Source organism: Streptomyces sp. BJ20 (assembly GCF_022869105.1).
Classification (GTDB): Bacteria; Actinomycetota; Actinomycetes; order Streptomycetales; family Streptomycetaceae; genus Streptomyces; species Streptomyces griseoincarnatus.
Map to the genome: position 1 here is coordinate 6936970 of NZ_CP094918.1, position 17915 is coordinate 6954884.

At 72.0% G+C, this 17915-nt stretch carries 15 protein-coding genes; 9 read left to right on the forward strand and 6 right to left on the reverse strand.

Translation table 11 applies throughout. The features are described 5' to 3' along the window. Window positions 1–81 precede the first annotated feature (81 nt). The gene (locus tag MTR79_RS31125) at window positions 82–858 is read left to right on the forward strand and encodes a TetR/AcrR family transcriptional regulator (protein WP_086699890.1); all 777 of its coding nucleotides are present in this window, start codon (window positions 82–84) and stop codon (window positions 856–858) included. Window positions 859–867: 9 nt separating this feature from the next. Here the strand turns inward: MTR79_RS31125 and MTR79_RS31130 are convergent, their stop codons facing one another. Further along, window positions 868–1857, reverse strand: coding sequence for a hypothetical protein (locus tag MTR79_RS31130; protein WP_086699889.1), 990 nt, complete (start codon window positions 1855–1857; stop codon window positions 868–870). Window positions 1858–1945: 88 nt separating this feature from the next. Between MTR79_RS31130 and MTR79_RS31135 the strand changes: the two genes are divergently transcribed. The 3 genes from MTR79_RS31135 to MTR79_RS31145 all read left to right on the forward strand — a co-directional run bounded on the left by MTR79_RS31135 (window position 1946) and on the right by MTR79_RS31145 (window position 4354). Then, on the forward strand, window positions 1946–2623 hold the full coding sequence (locus MTR79_RS31135) for a GDSL-type esterase/lipase family protein (protein WP_086699887.1): 678 nt from the start codon (window positions 1946–1948) through the stop codon (window positions 2621–2623). Window positions 2624–2724: 101 nt separating this feature from the next. Beyond that, window positions 2725–3312, forward strand: coding sequence for a Uma2 family endonuclease (locus MTR79_RS31140; RefSeq protein WP_048460095.1), 588 nt, complete (start codon window positions 2725–2727; stop codon window positions 3310–3312). A gap of 49 nt (window positions 3313–3361) precedes the next feature. Next, complete coding sequence (locus MTR79_RS31145; protein ID WP_086699886.1) at window positions 3362–4354, forward strand: aldo/keto reductase; 993 nt, start codon at window positions 3362–3364, stop codon at window positions 4352–4354. 229 nt (window positions 4355–4583) lie between these two features. Here the strand turns inward: MTR79_RS31145 and thpR are convergent, their stop codons facing one another. Next, complete coding sequence (thpR, locus tag MTR79_RS31150; protein ID WP_086699884.1) at window positions 4584–5156, reverse strand: RNA 2',3'-cyclic phosphodiesterase; 573 nt, start codon at window positions 5154–5156, stop codon at window positions 4584–4586. Window positions 5157–5247: 91 nt separating this feature from the next. Between thpR and MTR79_RS31155 the strand changes: the two genes are divergently transcribed. Beyond that, a complete protein-coding gene (locus MTR79_RS31155; protein ID WP_122214711.1) occupies window positions 5248–5835 on the forward strand; it encodes a Uma2 family endonuclease in 588 nt (195 codons plus the stop codon). A 28-nt stretch (window positions 5836–5863) separates the two neighbouring features. Here MTR79_RS31155 and MTR79_RS31160 read toward each other — a convergent pair whose 3' ends face one another. Both MTR79_RS31160 and MTR79_RS31165 read right to left on the reverse strand, forming a co-directional pair. After that, a complete protein-coding gene (locus MTR79_RS31160; protein ID WP_048460092.1) occupies window positions 5864–7228 on the reverse strand; it encodes an MFS transporter in 1365 nt (454 codons plus the stop codon). A gap of 32 nt (window positions 7229–7260) precedes the next feature. Continuing rightward, window positions 7261–7698: a MarR family transcriptional regulator gene (locus tag MTR79_RS31165; RefSeq protein WP_086699881.1), complete on the reverse strand. Its 438-nt coding sequence runs from the start codon at window positions 7696–7698 to the stop codon at window positions 7261–7263. A gap of 226 nt (window positions 7699–7924) precedes the next feature. Here MTR79_RS31165 and MTR79_RS31170 point away from each other — a divergent pair, with 226 nt between their 5' ends. Then, the gene (locus MTR79_RS31170; RefSeq protein WP_033276586.1) at window positions 7925–8107 is read left to right on the forward strand and encodes a hypothetical protein; all 183 of its coding nucleotides are present in this window, start codon (window positions 7925–7927) and stop codon (window positions 8105–8107) included. A gap of 22 nt (window positions 8108–8129) precedes the next feature. Here MTR79_RS31170 and MTR79_RS31175 read toward each other — a convergent pair whose 3' ends face one another. Then, entirely contained in the window at window positions 8130–9581 is a 1452-nt protein-coding gene (locus tag MTR79_RS31175; protein ID WP_086699880.1) for an NCS2 family permease, read from the reverse strand. 220 nt (window positions 9582–9801) lie between these two features. Here MTR79_RS31175 and MTR79_RS31180 point away from each other — a divergent pair, with 220 nt between their 5' ends. The 3 genes from MTR79_RS31180 (at window position 9802) to nhaA (ending at window position 14633) form a co-directional block, all read left to right on the forward strand. Beyond that, the gene (locus tag MTR79_RS31180) at window positions 9802–10095 is read left to right on the forward strand and encodes a DUF2530 domain-containing protein (protein ID WP_086699879.1); all 294 of its coding nucleotides are present in this window, start codon (window positions 9802–9804) and stop codon (window positions 10093–10095) included. A 143-nt stretch (window positions 10096–10238) separates the two neighbouring features. Further along, window positions 10239–12647, forward strand: coding sequence for a cation-translocating P-type ATPase (locus MTR79_RS31185; RefSeq protein ID WP_244792633.1), 2409 nt, complete (start codon window positions 10239–10241; stop codon window positions 12645–12647). An 81-nt stretch (window positions 12648–12728) separates the two neighbouring features. Continuing rightward, window positions 12729–14633, forward strand: coding sequence for a Na+/H+ antiporter NhaA (gene nhaA, locus MTR79_RS31190; RefSeq protein WP_244792635.1), 1905 nt, complete (start codon window positions 12729–12731; stop codon window positions 14631–14633). A gap of 138 nt (window positions 14634–14771) precedes the next feature. Here nhaA and MTR79_RS31195 read toward each other — a convergent pair whose 3' ends face one another. Beyond that, window positions 14772–17897 (reverse strand): molecular chaperone Hsp90, encoded by a 3126-nt coding sequence (locus MTR79_RS31195; RefSeq protein ID WP_244792637.1) that lies wholly within the window; start codon window positions 17895–17897, stop codon window positions 14772–14774. Window positions 17898–17915 lie beyond the last annotated feature (18 nt).

Below are 17915 nucleotides of genomic sequence, written 5' to 3' on the forward strand. Positions count from 1 at the left end.
CCCCTTCCAGAAACCGGGTACACCGTACCCGATTGCGCGTACAACGTACCCAGTTTTTTGGCGCGGATCTAGACTGCCCGCATGAGCAGCGGCGGAGGCGGTACGGAGACCAGCGGCAGCGGCGACATCGCGCGCACCCTCGACCTGCTCTGGGGCACCGGGCAGCGGCCCAGCCGGGGCCCGAAGCCGGGGCTGACCCTGGAGCGGATCGTGGAGGCGGCGGTCGAGGTCGCCGACCGGGACGGCATCGGCGCGCTGTCGATGCGCAGGATCGCCACGGAGCTGGGCACCGGCACGATGTCCCTGTACCGCTACGTCCCCGGCAAGGCCGAGCTGCTCGACCTGATGCTGGACCGGGTGCAGCGCCCGTCGCGCAACCCCGCGGACCTCGGCGACGGCGGCTGGCGCCCGGCCCTGGAGGCGCTGGCCCGGGCCACCCTCGCCCTCTACCGGCGCCACCCCTGGCTGCTGGAGGTCAACCAGTCCCGCCCGATCCTCGGCCCGAGCGCGCTGGACGGCATGGAGAGGGTGTTCTCCCGGATCAAGCCGATGGGCCTGTCCGACCCCGAGCTGCTGTCGGTGATCGTCATGATCGACGGATACGTGGTCGGGGCCGCCCGGACGCAGCTGTACCAGGAGCAGGCGGAGCACAGTTCCGGGCTGACGGACGCGGAGTTCTGGGAGGCCCAGCGGCCCGCCCTGGAGAAGGCGATGGACAGCGGCCGCTATCCCGTCATGGCCGCGCTCTCGGAGGACACCTTCGACTCCGGCTTCGACCACTTCGAGTTCGGGCTCCAGCGCATCCTGGACGGCCTGGAGGTGCACGTCGCCCGGCGCGCGGCCGAGCCGGGGCGCTGACGGCGCCGTTCAGCCCTTGCGCCGGCGCCTGCTCAGCCCGAACAGGGCCGCGACGAGCACGGCGACCACCACGGCTCCCCCGACCTTCACGGAGTCGTCCTTCCCGTCCCCCGAGGCGCCGTCGCCGCCGTCCGCGCGGGAGCCGGGGCCGCCGCTGGAGCCGCCCTCGTCCGCGCCGGGCGCCGGGCGGCTCACCACGCCGCTCTGCTCCCCCTCGCTGCCGAACAGCAGCCGGGAGCCGTCGGCGGAGTAGGTCACCGACTCGCCCTGCCCCTGGAGCGGCACGCTCAGCCGCCCCTTGCGCTGCAGCTCGCCGCCGTTCCAGGCGTAGTGGATGCCGCCGAAGTAGCCGCGCACGGCGAGGTCCTCGCCGTCCGGGGAGAGCGCCGCGTCGGTGGTCCACAGCTCGACGGGGGCGATCGGCCGGAACACGTTGTCGCCTTCCGGCGAGAGCTTCTCCGGTCCCTCGTAGAGGTGCCCGCCGTCCTCGTGCTTGTCGATGAGGTACACCCGCCCCGTCTTCGGGTGGACGACCATCGCCTCGGCGTCGCGCGGGCCGTCGGCGTACTTCACCACGTACTGGGTGGCCTGCACGGTCGCGTCCTGGAGCCGCTTCGGCTCGGGGAGTTCGTAGATCCACACGTACGGCCAGGTGCCGCCGAGGTTGTCGCCGACGTCGGCGACGAAGAGACGGTTGCCGGGGCCGACGGAGATCGCCTCGACGTCCCGGGGCGTGCCGATGCCCGTGAGGGTGAGGCGGGCGACCGTGTCGCCGGTGCTGCTGTCGACGGCGTAGAGGTAGGGGCCGTCGTCGCTGTCGTTGTGGGTCCAGTGGACGCCGGGGTGCTGCCGGGAGGCGGCGAGCCCGCTGGACTCGGTGATGCGCGGGTCGTTGATGGTGAACCCCTCGTCCCCGTCGTCGTTGTCGGCGGCGGAGGCGGGCACGGCGAGCGCGGCCGTCAGCAGGGTCGCGGCGAGCAGGGCGAAGGGTCTGCGCATGGGCCAAGCCTGCCATCAGCGCGGGCCCCCCGGTGCGGGTGTCGGGTCTCACATCGCGGCGAACGCGCTGATCCACCATGATGATCGGGTGCTCAGGTTCATGCCCGTAGGTGACTCGATGACGATCGGGAGCGCGGGTGAACACACCTGGCGCTACCGCCTGTGGCAGCACCTGTGCGCCGCGTACGGCGGCCCCTTCACGCTGGTCGGCCCGCGCGAGACGCTGCGCGACCCGTCCACGGACGCCCCCACCTCGTACGCGTACGCCGACCCGGACTTCCCGCGGGCGCACCTGGCCGGCTGGGGCGAGGGCTGGTACCACATGGCCCCGCTGATCGGCGACGCCGTGCGCTCCTGCCGCGCGGACGTGCTGCTGGTGTCGCTCGGCCTGATCGACCTCGGCTTCTACACCAACGCCGAGCAGACCGCGGACAACGTGCGCGCGTTCGTCGCCGAGGCGCGGGCGGCGAGGCCTCGCATCCGCACGGCCGTCCTGCCGGTGATCCGCAACATCCGCGTGGAGGCCGACCCGACCTTCGCCGACCAGGTCGCCCACTTCAACGAACTGCTGGCGAAGACGGCCGCCGACCTGGACGACCCGACCTCCCCCCTCCTCCTGGTCCCGCCCCCACCGTCGTACGACTTCCACACGGACACCTACGACGGCACGCACCCCAACGAAACAGGCGAACACAAAATCGCGGCGGCGTTCGCGGAGGCGCTGTGGCGGGAGTGGGACCTGGGCGGGCCGTACGAGGAGGCGTAACCGCCGGAGGCCTGCGCACGAGCCCTGTGTCCTGCTCGCCGTGCGTATCGTTGTACCGCGCGGCCGCACTCGTCCGTGGGCGGCCGGGGAGGAGCGCCACGATGACCGTCCTTGAAGACAGGATCGCCATGGCCGACGTCAACACGCAGCGCTTGGACGAGTGGTTCGAGCGGCTGGAGCGGATGCCCGTCCCCGAAGGATTCAGGGTCGAGATCGTCGGGGGCAGCGTCTTCATGACACCGCAGCGGGACACGCATTGGGCCATCATCCGTCGCATCGTGCGGGCCGTCGAGGACAGGTTCGGGATGGACGTCAAGGTGTTCTCGGACGTCCGCATCGACTTCCCGGGCCACGAAAACGGTCTCTGCCCCGACGTGGCCGTGCTCCGGGATTCCGCCGAGAAGGACGAAGGAGGCCACTGGCGCTACGAGGACGTCCAGTTCGTCTTCGAGGTCATCTCCGAGGGCACCGCCGCCAACGACTACGGCCCGAAGAAGGCCGCCTACGCGACCGCCGAGCTCCCTCTCTACGTCATCGTCGACCCCTACCAGGGCCGCTGCTTCGTCTACACCGACCCCAAGAACGGCGACTACGTCACGCGGACGCGGGTGGACTTCGGCGACGACATCGATCTGACGGGCACCGCGGCCGACCTGACCGTGAGCACCAGCGCCTTCCCCCGCGACTGAGCCTCCTCCCCTTGCATAGAGCGCGCTCCAAGACGTTGGCTTGGAGACCATGAAGTACACGCAGCTCGGACGCACAGGACTCAAGGTCAGCCGGCTCGTCCTCGGGACGATGAACTTCGGTCCGCAGACGGACGAATCGACCAGCCACGCCATCATGGACGCCGCTCTGGACGCGGGTCTGAATTTCTTCGACACCGCCAACGTCTACGGCTGGGGTGAGAACAAGGGCCGCACCGAGGAGATCATCGGCAGCTGGTTCGCCCAGGGCGGCGGCCGCCGTGACAAGGTCGTCCTCGCGACGAAGGTGTACGGCAACATGGGCCCGGACGGCGAGGCGTGGCCCAACCACGACAAGCTGTCCGCGGTGAACATCCGGCGCGCGGTGGACGCCTCGCTGAAGCGCCTGGGGACCGACCACATCGACCTCTACCAGTTCCACCACGTCGACCGGGCCACCCCGTTCGACGAGATCTGGCAGGCGGTCGACGTCCTGATCCAGCAGGGCAAGATCCTCTACGTCGGGTCGTCGAACTTCCCCGGTTACAAGATCGCCCAGGCCAACGAGACCGCCGCCCGGCGCGGCGGGACCATCGGGCTGGTCAGCGAGCAGTGCCTGTACAACCTCGCCGAGCGGCGCGCGGAGATGGAGGTGATCCCGGCCGCGCAGGATTACGGGCTGGGGGTCATCCCCTGGTCGCCGCTGCACGGCGGTCTGCTGGGCGGGGTCATCAAGAAGGAGGCCGAGGGCGGCCGCCGCGCCTCCGGGCGGGCCGCGGACACCCTGGCCGACCCGGTGGCGCGCAAGCAGATCCAGGCGTACGAGGACCTGCTGGAGAAGCACGGCCTGGAGCCGGGCGAGACGGCGCTGGCCTGGCTGCTCACCCGCCCCGGCGTGACCGGCCCGATCGTCGGCCCGCGCACGCGCGAGCAGCTCGACTCGGCGCTGCGCGCGCTGGAGCTGGAGCTGGGCGAGGAGCTGCTGGCCTCGCTGGACGAGATCTTCCCGGGCCCCGGCCCGTCCCCGGAGGCCTTCGCCTGGTGACGGCGGACAAGGCGTGACGGCCCGGCGGCGGCGCCAGGGCCTTCCGTTCGGATCGCCCCGGCGTCGCGGGGTCCGGGGCCGGCCGAAGACGCACCGCGCCTCACGGCCGGTCCGGCCCGAACGAAAGGCCCTACCTACCGAGCGCCGCCGCCAGGGCCACCACGACGAACATCAGCACGAGCGCACCGGCCATGATCCGGTTCCGGGTCTTCGGGTCCACGCATCGAGCCTAACCGGCCGCGCCGAGCGCCCGGCGGGCGACCGCCTCGTAACGGGGCTGCTCGCCCGGGACGCCCGACCGGGGCAGGTGGCTGCGCACCAGCACCAGCTCCTCCACGATCCAGGTCCGGCTGCGGAAGTCCTCGAGCGCCGCGAGGTACGGCCGTACGTCCACGGCGTCCCGGCTGCGCGCCACGGTCAGGTGGGCCTGGTAGCGCCGGTGCTCGTCCATCTCGACGCCCGCCTTGCGGCCGGCCGCCTCGGAGCGCTCGGCCAGCAGCCGCATGGTGTGCAGGTCGCCCGACGCCCCGGCCCACAGGGCCCGCCCGCGGCCGAACTGGCCGCCGCCGGACAGCGCCAGCGGGAACGGCTCGGTCCGCGCCGCGGCCCGCCCCAGCCGCGCGGTCAGCTCGGGCACGGTGTCCTCGTCCACCTCGCCGTAGAACGCGAGCGTGAAGTGCCACCCGGCCCGCTCGGTCCACCGCATCCCGTCGGCCCCGTCCAGTGCCCGCAGCGCGTCCACCTCGTCGGCCAGCGCCCCGATCACGTCCTCGGGCGGCAGCACGGCGGCGAAGAGTCTCATGCCTCCAGTGTCCCGCGTGTCCCGGTCACCGTGCGTATCGTTGTACCGCGCGGCTGTACGCATCGAGCGTCGGCCGGGGAGGAGCGCCACGATGACCGTCCTCGAAGACAGGATCGAGATGGCCGAGAGCGGCGATGAGCTCACGCTCGACATGATGTTCGAGTGGCTGGACAAAATGCCCGTCCCCGAGGGTTACAAGGCCGAGATCGTCGGGGGGCACGTCTTCATGACTCCGCAGCGGGACACCCACTTCCAGATCATCTTCGACATCCTGGAACAGTTGCGCGCCGCGTACCCGCGCAAGCGCCTGGCCTCGGACGTACGGATCGACTTTCCCGGGCGGCTGAACGGCTTCGCCTGTGACGTCGCGGCGTTCGCCGAGCGCTCGGTGAAGGACGCCAGGGGCCACTGGCAGTACCGGGACGTCGAGTTCGTCACCGAGGTCATCTCCCGGGACACCGCCGCCAACGACTACGGGCCGAAGAAGGACACCTACGCCGCCGCCGGCGTGCCGGTGTACCTGATCGTCGATCCGTACACCGCCGAGTGGCATCTGCACACGCTCCCCAAGGACGGTGCCTACCACGCTGCCGTCGGCTTCCCCTTCGGCGAGGAGATCGACCTGACCGGGACGTCCGTCGGACTGGTGCTGAGGACCGACGAGTTCCCCCGGGACTGACGGGCAGCCGGGCGCCCGGCCCGGCGGCTCACGCCGCCGGGGCCAGGGCCTTCACGCGGTCCCGCGGGACGAAGCGGACGCTGGGGTGGCCGTGGTGCCAGCCGACCGCGAGGCGGAGGCCGCCGGCGCGGGCCAGGACCAGGCCGATGACGGCCGCCGCGGTCATCGCGATCGCACCGCCGGCCGCGAAGCCGACGCGGGCGCCGTAGGTGTCGGTGACCCAGCCGACGATGGGCGCGCCGACGGGGGCGCCGCCGAGGAACACCATCATGTACAGGGCCATGACGCGGCCCCGCACCGACGGGTCGGTGGACATCTGCAGGCTCGTGTTGGTGGTGACGTTGACCGTCATCGACACCAGGCCCAGCGGCACCATGATCAGCGCGAACATCCACAGCTCGGGCGACGCGGCGGCGAGGATCTCCAGCGCTCCGAAGGCCATCGCGGCCACGATCAGCAGCCGCAGCCGGGCGGTGCCGCGCCGGGCGGCGAGCAGGGCGCCGGAGACGGAGCCGACCGCCATCAGCGTGTTGAACATGCTGTAGACGCCCGCGTCCCCGTGGAACACGTCGTCGGCGAAGGCCGACAGGTACACCGGGAAGTTGAAGGCGAACGTCCCCATGAAGCCGACCAGCACGATCGGCCAGAGCAGGTCGGGCCGTCCGGCCACGTAGCGCAGGCCCTCACGGAGCTGTCCCTTGCCGCGCGGGGCGCGCTCCACGGGGTGCAGCTCGCGGGTGCGCATCAGCATCAGGCCGGTCAGCGGCGCGACGAAGGACAGCCCGTTCAGCAGGAACGCCCATCCGGTGCCGACACCGGTGATCAGCAGGCCCGCGACGGCGGGACCGACCAGCCGGGCGGACTGGAAGTTCGCGGAGTTCAGGCTGACCGCGTTCTGCAGCTGTCCGGGGCCGACCAGCTCGGACACGAAGGACTGGCGGGCGGGGTTGTCGACGACGGTCGCGAGGCCGAGGGCGAGGGCGGCGACGTAGATGTGCCACACCTCGACGAGGCCGGTCAGGGTGAGGACGGCGAGCGCGATCGACGTGAGCGCCATCGCGGACTGGGTGACCAGCAGGGTGGGCCGCTTGCGCAGCCGGTCGACGAGGACCCCTCCGTAGAGCCCGAACAGCAGCATCGGCAGGAACTGCAGCGCCGTGGTGATGCCGACGGCGGCGGAGGAGCCGGTGAGGCTGAGCACCAGCCAGTCCTGGGCGATGCGCTGCATCCAGGTGCCGATGTTCGAGACGACCTGGCCGAGGAAGAACAGGCGGTAGTTCCTGATCCTCAGCGAGGAGAACATGGAGTTCTTGCGGGCGGGGGCGTCGAGAGCGGTCTTGGTGTCGTAGGGGTCAGGTGCGGGGGCGGAAGCTGCTCCGGATCCCGTACTCAAAAGGTTCGCCTCCTGTGGCTGCCGGGGGTGGTTCAGATGTGCGCCAGTTTCTCCAGCACGGGGGCGGCGGCGCGCAGGGTCGCCCACTCGTCCTCGTCGAGCTCCTCGACCAGCGTGGCGAGGAACGCGTTGCGCTTGCGCCGGCTCTCCTCGAGCATCGCCTCGGCCCGCTCGGTCTGGGTGACGACCTTCTGACGCCGGTCGTCGGGGTGCGGCTCCAGCCTGACCAGGCCCTTGGCCTCCAGCAGCGCGACGATGCGGGTCATCGACGGCGGCTGGACGTGTTCCTTGCGGGCGAGCTCGCCCGGGGTGGCGGTGCCGCAGCGGGCCAGGGTGCCGAGCACCGACATCTCGGTGGGGCTGAGCGACTCGTCGACCCGCTGGTGCTTGAGACGGCGGGACAGCCGCATCACGGCGGAGCGGAGGGCGTTCACGGCGGCGGCGTCGTCGCCATGGCTGAGGTCCGGCATGTTTCTTAGCGTAACTCATTACCTTCGCTAAGGACCACTCGGTATGCCGCGCCCCGCCCGTGAGTCGTGCCACTCCCGTCCCATGAGCCGCCCCACATGCCGCCCCGCACGGGAAACCGACCGGCGAGCCGAAATCAAGACAGCACCCGGCCGAGATCACCCATATGAGTGATCGATGCACGAAATGCCACGCGCCGCACCGTGAGGTGCGGCGACTCTCATGCCCATGGGGACCGACGTGCTCAGCCTGCGGATAGACCACGAACTGCTCGAACGGCTCCGCGACCATGCCGCCAAACGCGGCATGAGCGTCCAGGACTATGTCGTCCGGACGCTCATGCGCGATGACTTCGACCAGCGGTTCCGCACCGCCGTCGAGGAGACGGAGAAGTTCTACGGAGTCACCTGACCCCGCGCTCCGCCGGCGGCGGTCAGGTCAGGCCCAGCGCCGGCATCAGGTAGTAGAAGGCGAAGACCGCCGCCACCACGTACAGCGCCGTCGGGACCTCCTTGCCGCGGCCCGCCGCGAGGCGCAGCGCCACGAAGGTGAGGAAGCCCATCCCGATGCCGTTGGTGATCGAGTAGGTGAACGGCATCATCACCATCGTCACGAAGGCGGGGATGGCGATGGTGTGGTCCGCCCAGTCGATCTCCCGGATCCCGTTGGCCAGGATCAGGAAGCCCACCGCGAGCAGCGCCGGGGTGGCCGCCTGCGACGGGACCATGGTGGCGACCGGCGTGAGGAACAGCGCCGCGGCGAACAGACCGCCGGTGACGACATTGGCGAAGCCGGTGCGGGCACCCTCGCCGACCCCCGCGGTGGACTCCACGAACGCGGTGGTGGCGGAGGCGGAGCTGGCGCCGCCCGCGGCGACCGCGACGCCGTCGATGAACAGCACCTTGTTGATGCCGGGCATCTGGCCCTCGCCGTCCGTGAGCTTGGCCTCGTCGGAGACACCCATGATCGTGCCCATCGCGTCGAAGAAGCACGACAGCAGCACGGTGAAGACGAACAGCACGCCGGTCAACACGCCGACCTGGGAGAATCCGCCGAACAGGCTGACCTGGCCGATCAGGCCGAAGTCGGGGGTGGCGACCGGGTTACCGGGCCACTCGGGCGAGGTCAGACCCCAGGAGGGCACGTCGGCGACGGCGTTGATCGCGACGGCGACGACGGTCATCACGACGATCGAGATGAGGATCGCGCCGGGCACCTTGCGCACGATCAGCGCCAGCGTGAGCAGCGCGCCGAGCACGAAGACCAGCACCGGCCAGCCGTTGAGGTGGCCGTCGGCGCCGAGCTGGAGCGGCACGGTGGTCTGGGCGGTGTCCGGGATGCGGGAGACGAAGCCGGAGTCGACGAGCCCGATCAGCATGATGAACAGGCCGATGCCGATGGCGATGGCCTTGCGCAGCCCGTAGGGCACGGCGTTCATCACGCGCTCGCGCAGGCCGGTGGCGACCAGGAGCATCACCACGAATCCGGCCAGCACCACCATGCCCATGGCGTCCGGCCAGGACATGCGGGGCGCGAGCTGGAGCGCGACGACCGAGTTCACGCCGAGGCCGGCGGCCAGGGCGATGGGGACGTTGCCGATGACGCCCATGAGCAGCGTGGTGAACGCGGCGGTCAGGGCGGTCGCGGTGACCAGCTGGCCGTTGTCCAGCTGGTTGCCGTACACGTCCTTCGCGCTGCCCAGGATGATCGGGTTCAGCACGATGATGTAGGCCATCGCGAAGAAGGTGGCGAAACCGCCCCGGATCTCGCGCGGGAGGGTGCTGCCGCGCTCGGTGATCCGGAAGTAGCGGTCGAGGGCGCCGTTCGCGGCACCGGACCCCGGCTGCTCGGGGGTGGGCGCCTTGGCGGGGGCCGACGTGGACATGTGCAGGGACCTCATCACCGGCGGGCTCCCCCCGGAGCCGAGCCTTTGGTGTTTTCTACGAATAAAAGCGGTCAGAGGCAAACGGATTCAGTATGAACATATAACGTCGGCGACACCATCTCCGCGCGTAGACCGCCGGTGGCCGGTGTGATTCCCGCTCCATCGCCGGGCCGTCCGGTGCGGGGCGCCACGCCGTCGGCGCTCCTCGTAAGCTGTCCGCATGGCGAAGTGGACCCCCAAGCACGAGGCGCCGGAGCCCCTGGAGGGCCCCGTGGTCGCCACCATCACCGGCGGCACGATCGTCTGGTTCGTCCTCTTCCTGGTGCAGCTGCCGTTCTACGGCTGGTTCGACGAGCACGGGCACACCTGGTGGGTGTGGACCTGCCTGGCCGGCGGCGGTCTCGGCTTCATCGGCATCTGGTACGTCCGCAGGCGCGACGCCGCGATCAAGCGGACGCAGGCCGAGGAGACCGACGCGGAGGCGGGCCGCGCCTCGTCGGCGCACACCGACTGAATCACGCCAACCCGGCACCGTGAGGCGTGAGTTGGACGGACTACCCCCGCGGTAGGACCCCGGTGGGACGGCGCGTCCTCCCCTGGTCGGAACTTCCCCGCTCCATCGGGTGAAGCACCGGATCCGCACGTACTGTCGACTGCATGACGCATCTCGATGCGGACGACCGGACCGATGCCGTCCGGCCCGCCACGGCCACGTCACCGGCGACCGGTCTGACCTCGGCGGAAGTGGCCGAGCGGGTGGCGCGCGGACAGGTCAACGACATACCCGTGCGCAGCAGCCGGTCGATCACGGAGATCGTCCGCGCGAACGTCTTCACCCGGTTCAACGCGATCATCGGCGTGCTCTGGGTGATCATGCTCGTCGTCGCGCCGTTCCAGGACAGCCTGTTCGGCTACGTCATCCTCGCCAACACCGGCATCGGGATCATCCAGGAGTGGCGGGCGAAGAAGACGCTCGACTCGCTCGCGCTGATCGGCGAGGTGCGGCCCACGGTGCGCCGGGACGGGGTGGCCGCCGAGATCGGCACCTCCGAGATCGTGCTGGACGACCTCATCGAGATCGGACCGGGGGACAAGGTCGTCGTCGACGGGGCGGTCGTCGAGGCGGACGGCCTGGAGATCGACGAGTCGCTGCTCACCGGTGAGGCCGACCCGGTGGTGAAGCAGCCCGGCGACCAGGTGATGTCCGGCAGCTTCGTCGTCGCGGGCGGCGGCTCCTTCCAGGCGACCCGGGTGGGCCGCGAGGCCTACGCGGCGCAGCTCGCCGAGGAGGCGTCCCGCTTCACCCTGGTCCACTCCGAGCTGCGCAGCGGCATCTCCACGATCCTCAAGTACGTCACGTGGATGATGGTGCCGACCGCGATCGGCCTGGTCATCAGCCAGCTGGTGGTCAAGGACAACGAGCTGAAGAACTCGATCGCCCGCACGGTCGGCGGGATCGTGCCGATGGTGCCCGAGGGGCTGGTCCTGCTCACCTCGGTCGCCTTCGCGATCGGCGTGATCCGGCTGGGCCGCCGGCAGTGCCTGGTGCAGGAGTTGCCCGCGATCGAGGGTCTGGCCCGGGTGGACACGGTCTGCCTGGACAAGACCGGCACGCTCACCGAGGGCGGTATGGACGTCACCGATCTGCGGGTGCTGGGTGACGCCGACGAGACGTACGTACGGAAGGTGCTGGGCGAGCTGGGTTCGGCGGACCCGCGGCCGAACGCCTCCCTGAAGGCGATCATCGAGGCGTATCCGGACACCACCGAGTGGCGGCTCGCCGACACGCTGCCCTTCTCCTCCGCCCGCAAGTACAGCGGCGCGACCCTCGACGAGGGCGACGGCCGGCTCGTCACCTGGCTGCTGGGCGCCCCGGACGTGCTCCTCCCCCACGACGACCCGGCGCTGGCCGAGACAGAGCGGATGAACCGCGAGGGCCTGCGGGTGCTGCTGCTGGCGCGCGCCCTCGACGGGGTGAACGCCGACGACCTGGCCGACCCGGCCGCCGTGGACGGCGTGCGGGCGGTGGCGCTGGTGGTGCTGGAGCAGCGGCTGCGGCCCGACGCCGCCGACACCCTGCGCTACTTCGAGGAGCAGGACGTCAGCGCGAAGGTGATCTCCGGCGACAACGCGGTGTCGGTCGGGGCGGTCGCCGGCAAGCTCGGCCTGTCCGGCACGACGGTGGACGCGCGCCGACTGCCCGCCGAGCCGCGGGCCATGGCCGACGAGCTGGAGGCCGGCACGGTGTTCGGGCGGGTCACGCCCCAGCAGAAGCGGACCATGGTGGGCGCGCTCCAGGCGAAGGGCCACACGGTCGCGATGACCGGTGACGGCGTGAACGACGTGCTGGCGCTGAAGGACGCGGACATCGGCGTGGCGATGGGCTCCGGCTCGGAGGCCACCCGGGCGGTCGCGCAGATCGTGCTGCTGAACAACAGCTTCGCCACGCTGCCGTCGGTGGTGGCCGAGGGCCGGCGGGTGATCGGCAACATCACGCGGGTCGCCACGCTGTTCCTGGTGAAGACGGTGTACTCGGTGCTGCTGGCGGTGCTGGTGGTGGTGACGCAGGTGGAGTACCCGTTCCTGCCGCGCCATCTGACCCTGCTGTCCACGCTGACCATCGGCGTCCCCGCCTTCTTCCTCGCCCTCGCCCCCAACAAGGAGCGGGCGAAACCGAACTTCGTCCGCCGGGTCATGCGGTACGCGGTCCCGGGCGGGGTGCTGGCGGCACTGGCCACCTTCGCCACGTACCTCCTGGCCCGCAGTCACTACAGCGGCGCGGGCGCGCTGGGCGCGGAGACCAGTGCGGCGACGCTGACGCTGTTCCTGATCTCCATCTGGGTCCTGGCGATCATCGCCCGCCCGTACACCTGGTGGCGCATCGCCCTGGTCGCCACCATGGCCGGCGCCTTCCTCCTGGTCCTGGCGGTCCCCTGGCTCCAGGACTTCTTCGCCCTGCGCCTGGTCGGCATGACGATGCCGTGGCTGGCGGTCGGCATCGCGGCGGTCACGGCGGTGATTTTGGAGTTCCTCTGGCGCTGGGTGGACCGCAGGTTCCCCGTCTGAACGGGTCGATCGGGCGTTATGCCCGATATGTGGGTGACCATGGGAGTCTGCCGCCGCAGGTGATCGGAGACGGAAGACCTCATGAAGCCGCTGCCCCGGAAGAAGTCGGACGAGTCGCAGTCGCGGTCGAGCAGGGGTGAGCTCGCGGCTCAGCTGGCCGCGCCGGTGCGCAGGTTCATGGCGACCGAGGCGGGCAGCTCCGGGCTGATGCTGCTGGCGGTGGTGGTCGCCCTGGCCTGGGCGAACTCGCCCTGGTCCGAGTCGTACTTCTCGCTGTGGCACACCGAGGCGTCCGTCGCGGTGGGCGACACGGAACTGGCGATGGACCTGGGGCACTGGGTCAACGACGGGCTGATGGCGCTGTTCTTCTTCGTCATCGGGCTGGAAGTCCGCTACGAGCTGTCCGTCGGCTCGCTGGACGACCGCCGCCGGATCATGATCCCGGGAATCGCGGGCGTCGGCGGCATGCTCGTGCCGGTGCTGTTCTACCTGCTGATCGCGCCCGGTTCGGAGGCCGCGAGCGGCTGGGGCATCGTCATCGGCACCGACACGGCGTTCCTGCTGGGCGCGCTCGCCGTGGTCGGCCCCCGCTTCGTCACCCAGCTGCGGATCTTCCTGCTGGCCATCACCGTCATCGACGACTTCGTCGCGGTCACCGTCATCGGTGTCGTCTACTCCGGGACGATCCGGCTGCCGGAACTGATCGCCGCGCTGGTGCTGGGCGCGGTCCTGTCGTCGCTGTCCCGGTTCGACGTGTGGCGGGCCGTCCCGTACGTGCTGATCGTGCTGGTGATGTGGTACCTGACGCTGAACGCCGGGCTGCACGCGTCGATCGCGGGCATGCTCGGAGGCCTGCTCGTCCCCGCGCGCGAACCGTCCCGCGAGGGCGTCGAACAGGCGGCGCGGCTGTTCCGGGCCTTCCGTCAGTCGCCCCGCGCGGACGTGGGGAAGACCGCACGCATGGGCCTCCAGCAGGCCGTCTCGGTCAACGAGCGCCTCCAGATGTATCTGCACCCCTGGTCCAGCTATGTCGTCGTCCCGCTGTTCGCCCTGGCCAACGCCGGCGTCGACCTGCGCGACGGCGTCCTCACCGACGCGTTGGGCTCGGCGCTCACCTGGGCCGTGGTGGTAGGTCTCGTCGGCGGCAAGTTCATCGGCATCTGGGGCGGCGCGCGGCTCGGCACCCGCTTCGGGCTGGGCGAGCTGCCCGGCGGGGTGGGACAGGGCCATGTGCTGGGCGGCGCGGCCCTGGCCGGCATCGGGTTCACCGTCTCCTTGCTGATCGCCGGGCTCGCCTTCGAGGGCGAACCGGAACTGCTCGCCCGGGCGACCGTCGGCGTGCTGCTCGCGGCGGTGATCGCCACCCTTACGGGCTGGCTGGCGTTCCGGCTCTCCACGATGTTCGGCGGCAAGACGGACGCGGACCTGCCCCGCTACCTGGACCGGCTGGTCGACCCGGAGACGGACCACATCCTCGGCCCGGTCGACGCGCCGCTGACGCTGGTGGAGTACGGCGACTTCGAGTGCCCCTTCTGCGCCCGCGCCACCGGCGTCACCAAGGAGCTGCGCAACCGCTTCGGCGACCGGTTCCGCTACGTCTTCCGGCACCTCCCGCTCCCCGACGTCCACCCGCACGCCGAGCTGGCCGCGCGGGCGGCGGTCGCCGCGGACGCCCAGGGCCGCTTCTGGGACATGCACGACCTGCTCTACCAGCACCAGGACGAGATGGAGTACGAGGACACCGTCGTCTACGCCATCGACCTGGGCCTCGACATGGAGAAGTTCCTCAAGGACCTCGAGTCCGACCGGGTGGCCGAACGGGTCCGCCGCGACGCCCGCAGCGCGGAGGCGAGCGGCGTCCAGGGCGCCCCGACGTTCTTCATCGGCAACCGCCGGCACACGGGCCCGTACGACGCGGAGACGCTCGCGCGGGAGCTGGAGCAGTTGGAGTACGAGGGGTCGGGGGCGACGCCCACGGAGCCGTGACGCGCTCCCGCTCCTGGGGCTGCGCCCCCGCACCCCCCCTTGTCGGCCCTGGCGGGCCTCGTCCTCAAGCGCCGGACGGGCTACAAGTAGCCCCTCCGGCGCTTGAGGAGCGGGGTCCGGGGCGGAGCCCCGGGTGGGTCAGTCGAACCAGCGGTCCCTGGCCAGTTCCTCCGTCCGCGACGGGTCCTCCAGCAGCGCCGCCACCTCGAACCGCCGCGGCCACTGCCCCGCCGCCCAGGCGAGGCCCGCGGCGACGCCCTCCAGGGTCGCCGCGTGCAGCACCCCGTCGTCGGTGAGGCGCCAGTCGATCTCCACGCCGTCCACGACGAGTTCGTCGTGCTCGACGTAGGACTCCGGGGTCCGCGGGCCCAGCAGGACCCGTACCGGCTCCGGCACCTCGTGCTCCGTGCCCTCGGAGTCCACCCGGCCGGTGACGGACTCGCTGAGGCGGCGCACCTGGAACAGTTCCGCGAGTTCGGCGGCCCGGGCCGGGCGGACCGGGAGCAGCGGTACCCCGGAGGTGAACGGCAGCAGGTCCGGCGAGTCGACGACCACCGCCTCGGAGGCGTCCACCACCTCCACCCGCCCGTCGACGACCGCGCGCAGCTCGTCCGGCAGGGTCACCTGCTCGGGGTCCAGCTCCGCCAGCGCCCCGTACAGCCCGTGCAGCTGCGCCGCCGTGACCGGCCGGTCCGGGTCGGCGAGGCGTTCCAGCAGTTCGGCCGCCCCGCCCGGCTCGTCGAGCAGCGCCGCGACCGACGTGCGCACGCCGAGCGCCCGCAGCACCTGCTCGTCGTCGAAGCCGGTCGCGTCGGCCTCGTCGTACAGGCCGCGCAGCAGCGGGTCGCCGCCCGCCGCGCGCAGTCCGGCCGGGCGGCGCCCGCCGAGCACGGGGTGGCCTCGCAACCACCAAGCCGAGTAGGGCCGTACGGTCTCGTGGGTGCCGTCGTGGAGCAGGATCCGCACCGGTTCCACCAGCGCGTCCCGCAGCGGGGGCCGGGAGAGCAGGGCGAGCGCCTGCGGCCAGCGGTCGTCGTCCACCAGGTCCAGATCGCGTACGGCGACGATCTCGGTGGCGACGGGCGGGACAGGGGCGTCGGGGAAGCGGTCGAGGATGTCCTCGGCCCACACGTCGACGGCGTCCAGCAGCCCCGGGTCGTCCGGCTCCGCGTAGTCGCTCTCGCGCGGCTCCAGCTCGTCCGGGTCGAGGACGACGTCGGTGGCCCGCACCAGCGCGAAGTCGACCAGCACCCCGCACGCGGCCAGCGGCTGCTCGCCCCACTTCCCGGCGAGGTCCGCGTCCACGGCGGCCAGCTCGCCCTCCCGCATGACCCGTGCGAAGGGGCCGCCGGGGAAGACGAGTTCGCAGGCCGGGGAGAGTTCGCCGTCCTCGTCGGGCAGGGCGAGCGCGCCCAGCCAGGGCTCGTCGCCGGGTTCCAGGCCCGCGTCCCGTGCCAGCGTCAGGACGGCCTCGGCGAGTTCGTCGGCGTCGAGGACGTCCTCCTCCCAGTTCACCCCGCCCTCGTCGTCGAGGGACGCGGCGACGGCGGCCCGCACCTGCGGCGTGGTGAGCACGGCGCGGGGGGTCGCGGGCAGCGCGCCCAGCTTCTCCAGCAGCGGGTGCGCGGCGTCCGGGTGGGCGACCTTCAGGCCGAGCCGGGCCAGCAGCTCGGCGTCGAGGGTGGCGTCCGGGGTGGGCAGCAGCACCTGCCGGGGGCCGATGGTCGTCCTGCGGTCGGCCAGCGGCACCGGGAGTCCGGTGAGCCGGTCGGGGTCGACGCCGGCGAGGCTGTCGTAGAGCCGCCGCCACCAGTCGGGGGACTTCTCCAGGCCGGCGAGCCGGTCGACCGCGTCGGTCAGCGGCACCCGCGCGACCCCGAGACCGCGCAGCTCGGCGCGCCGTTCCAGACCGGCGGGCAGCAGCGTGGGCAGCACCTCCGCCAGCACCCGTACGGTGTCGGCGCCCGCGCCCTCGACGATCTCGGCGTCGCGCGGGCGCAGCGCCTCGGGCAGCTCGGAGTCGTCGTCGGCGACGGGCACGGCGGCGGGCGGCAGGAAGGCGGTACGCGGCAGCCGCTCCAGGATCGCCGCGCGCAGGGCGCCGTCCAGCTCGCCCTTGCCGAGCGGACCGGGCACGAGATCGATGGCGCCGGCGGTCACCGGGCGCCAGTCGGCGAGGAGTCCGGCGTAGGCGTCGGCGGCGCGCTGCACGAGGAAGTCGGTGAGGGCGCCGGGAGCGGCGTGCCGGCGGGTGGAGTCCAGCGGCAGGGAGGCGATGAGCAGGGCGGGGACGCCGAGCGGCTCGTCGCTGGGGGTGGGCGCGTGCACGACGGGGGCGGTACGCGGCCGGGCGGGTGCGCCGTCGGGGCCGACGGGGACGGCCCAGGTGACCGACCAGTGCGGGCGCAGCCGCTCCTCGACGGGCCGGTCGGCGAGCAGCTCGGGGGTGAGGGCGCCGTGCGCGGCGGCGGTGCGCCAGCGGGTGACGCCGTCGCGGGAGTCGGTCACCACGGTCAGGTCGCCGTCGGTGCTCCGGCTCAGCGTGCGGGGCGCGTCGTCGCCGGTCTCGACGACGACCTCCTCAAGACCGGGCAGGGCGAGCAGCAGCGCGTCGTCGACGGCGTGCAGCAGCCGCTCGGCGAGGTCGGCGGCGGCGGTGTCGCGCAGGGGCAGGATGACGGCCGTGTCGTACGGGTCGGGGGCGGTGCCCTCGGCGGCAAAGGGGAGCCGCAGCAGCGGTACGTGCCCGTCGCGGCGGCGGATCTCGTCGCCGAGGCCGGGGCTGTGCCGGGCGGTGTCCCGCGCGAGGTCCCGCGCCTCGGCGAGCGACCAGCGCACCCCGCCGTGCCGGCCGACGACGGCGGGCTCGTCGGTGACGGCGAGCACGGCGGCGAAGCCGACGCCGAACCGTCCCACGGCCCGGTCGGGGGCGTCCCGCTTGGCGGAGGCGCGCAGCGTGGACAGCGACTCGACACCGGCCGCGTCCAGCGGGGCGCCGGTGTTCGCGGCGACGAGGACGCCGTCGCGGAGGGTGAGCCGGAGGCGGCCGGGCACGCCGGCCCGGGCGGCGGCGTCGGCGGCGTTCTGCGCCAGCTCGACGACGAGCCGGTCCCGGTAGCCGCCGAGGACGAGGTCCTCCTCGGCGTTGGCGTCCTCGCGGAACCGGGCGGGACTGGTGGCCCAGGCGTCCAGGACCCCGCGCCGCAGACGCGCCGTACCGAACGGGTCGGCACCCTCGGCGGCGGGCCGCACGAACTTGCTCACGTTGACTCTCCTCATCGG

Coding starts and splice junctions, on each gene's coding strand:
- MTR79_RS31125 (WP_086699890.1), top strand. CDS start 82: ATGAGCAGCGGCGGAGGCGGTACGGAGACCAGCGGCAGCGGCGACATC.
- MTR79_RS31130 (WP_086699889.1), bottom strand. CDS start 1,857: ATGCGCAGACCCTTCGCCCTGCTCGCCGCGACCCTGCTGACGGCCGCG.
- MTR79_RS31140 (WP_048460095.1), top strand. CDS start 2,725: ATGACCGTCCTTGAAGACAGGATCGCCATGGCCGACGTCAACACGCAG.
- MTR79_RS31145 (WP_086699886.1), top strand. CDS start 3,362: ATGAAGTACACGCAGCTCGGACGCACAGGACTCAAGGTCAGCCGGCTC.
- thpR (WP_086699884.1), bottom strand. CDS start 5,156: ATGAGACTCTTCGCCGCCGTGCTGCCGCCCGAGGACGTGATCGGGGCG.
- MTR79_RS31155 (WP_122214711.1), top strand. CDS start 5,248: ATGACCGTCCTCGAAGACAGGATCGAGATGGCCGAGAGCGGCGATGAG.
- MTR79_RS31165 (WP_086699881.1), bottom strand. CDS start 7,698: ATGCCGGACCTCAGCCATGGCGACGACGCCGCCGCCGTGAACGCCCTC.
- MTR79_RS31170 (WP_033276586.1), top strand. CDS start 7,925: ATGGGGACCGACGTGCTCAGCCTGCGGATAGACCACGAACTGCTCGAA.
- MTR79_RS31175 (WP_086699880.1), bottom strand. CDS start 9,581: ATGTCCACGTCGGCCCCCGCCAAGGCGCCCACCCCCGAGCAGCCGGGG.
- MTR79_RS31180 (WP_086699879.1), top strand. CDS start 9,802: ATGGCGAAGTGGACCCCCAAGCACGAGGCGCCGGAGCCCCTGGAGGGC.
- MTR79_RS31185 (WP_244792633.1), top strand. CDS start 10,239: ATGACGCATCTCGATGCGGACGACCGGACCGATGCCGTCCGGCCCGCC.
- nhaA (WP_244792635.1), top strand. CDS start 12,729: ATGAAGCCGCTGCCCCGGAAGAAGTCGGACGAGTCGCAGTCGCGGTCG.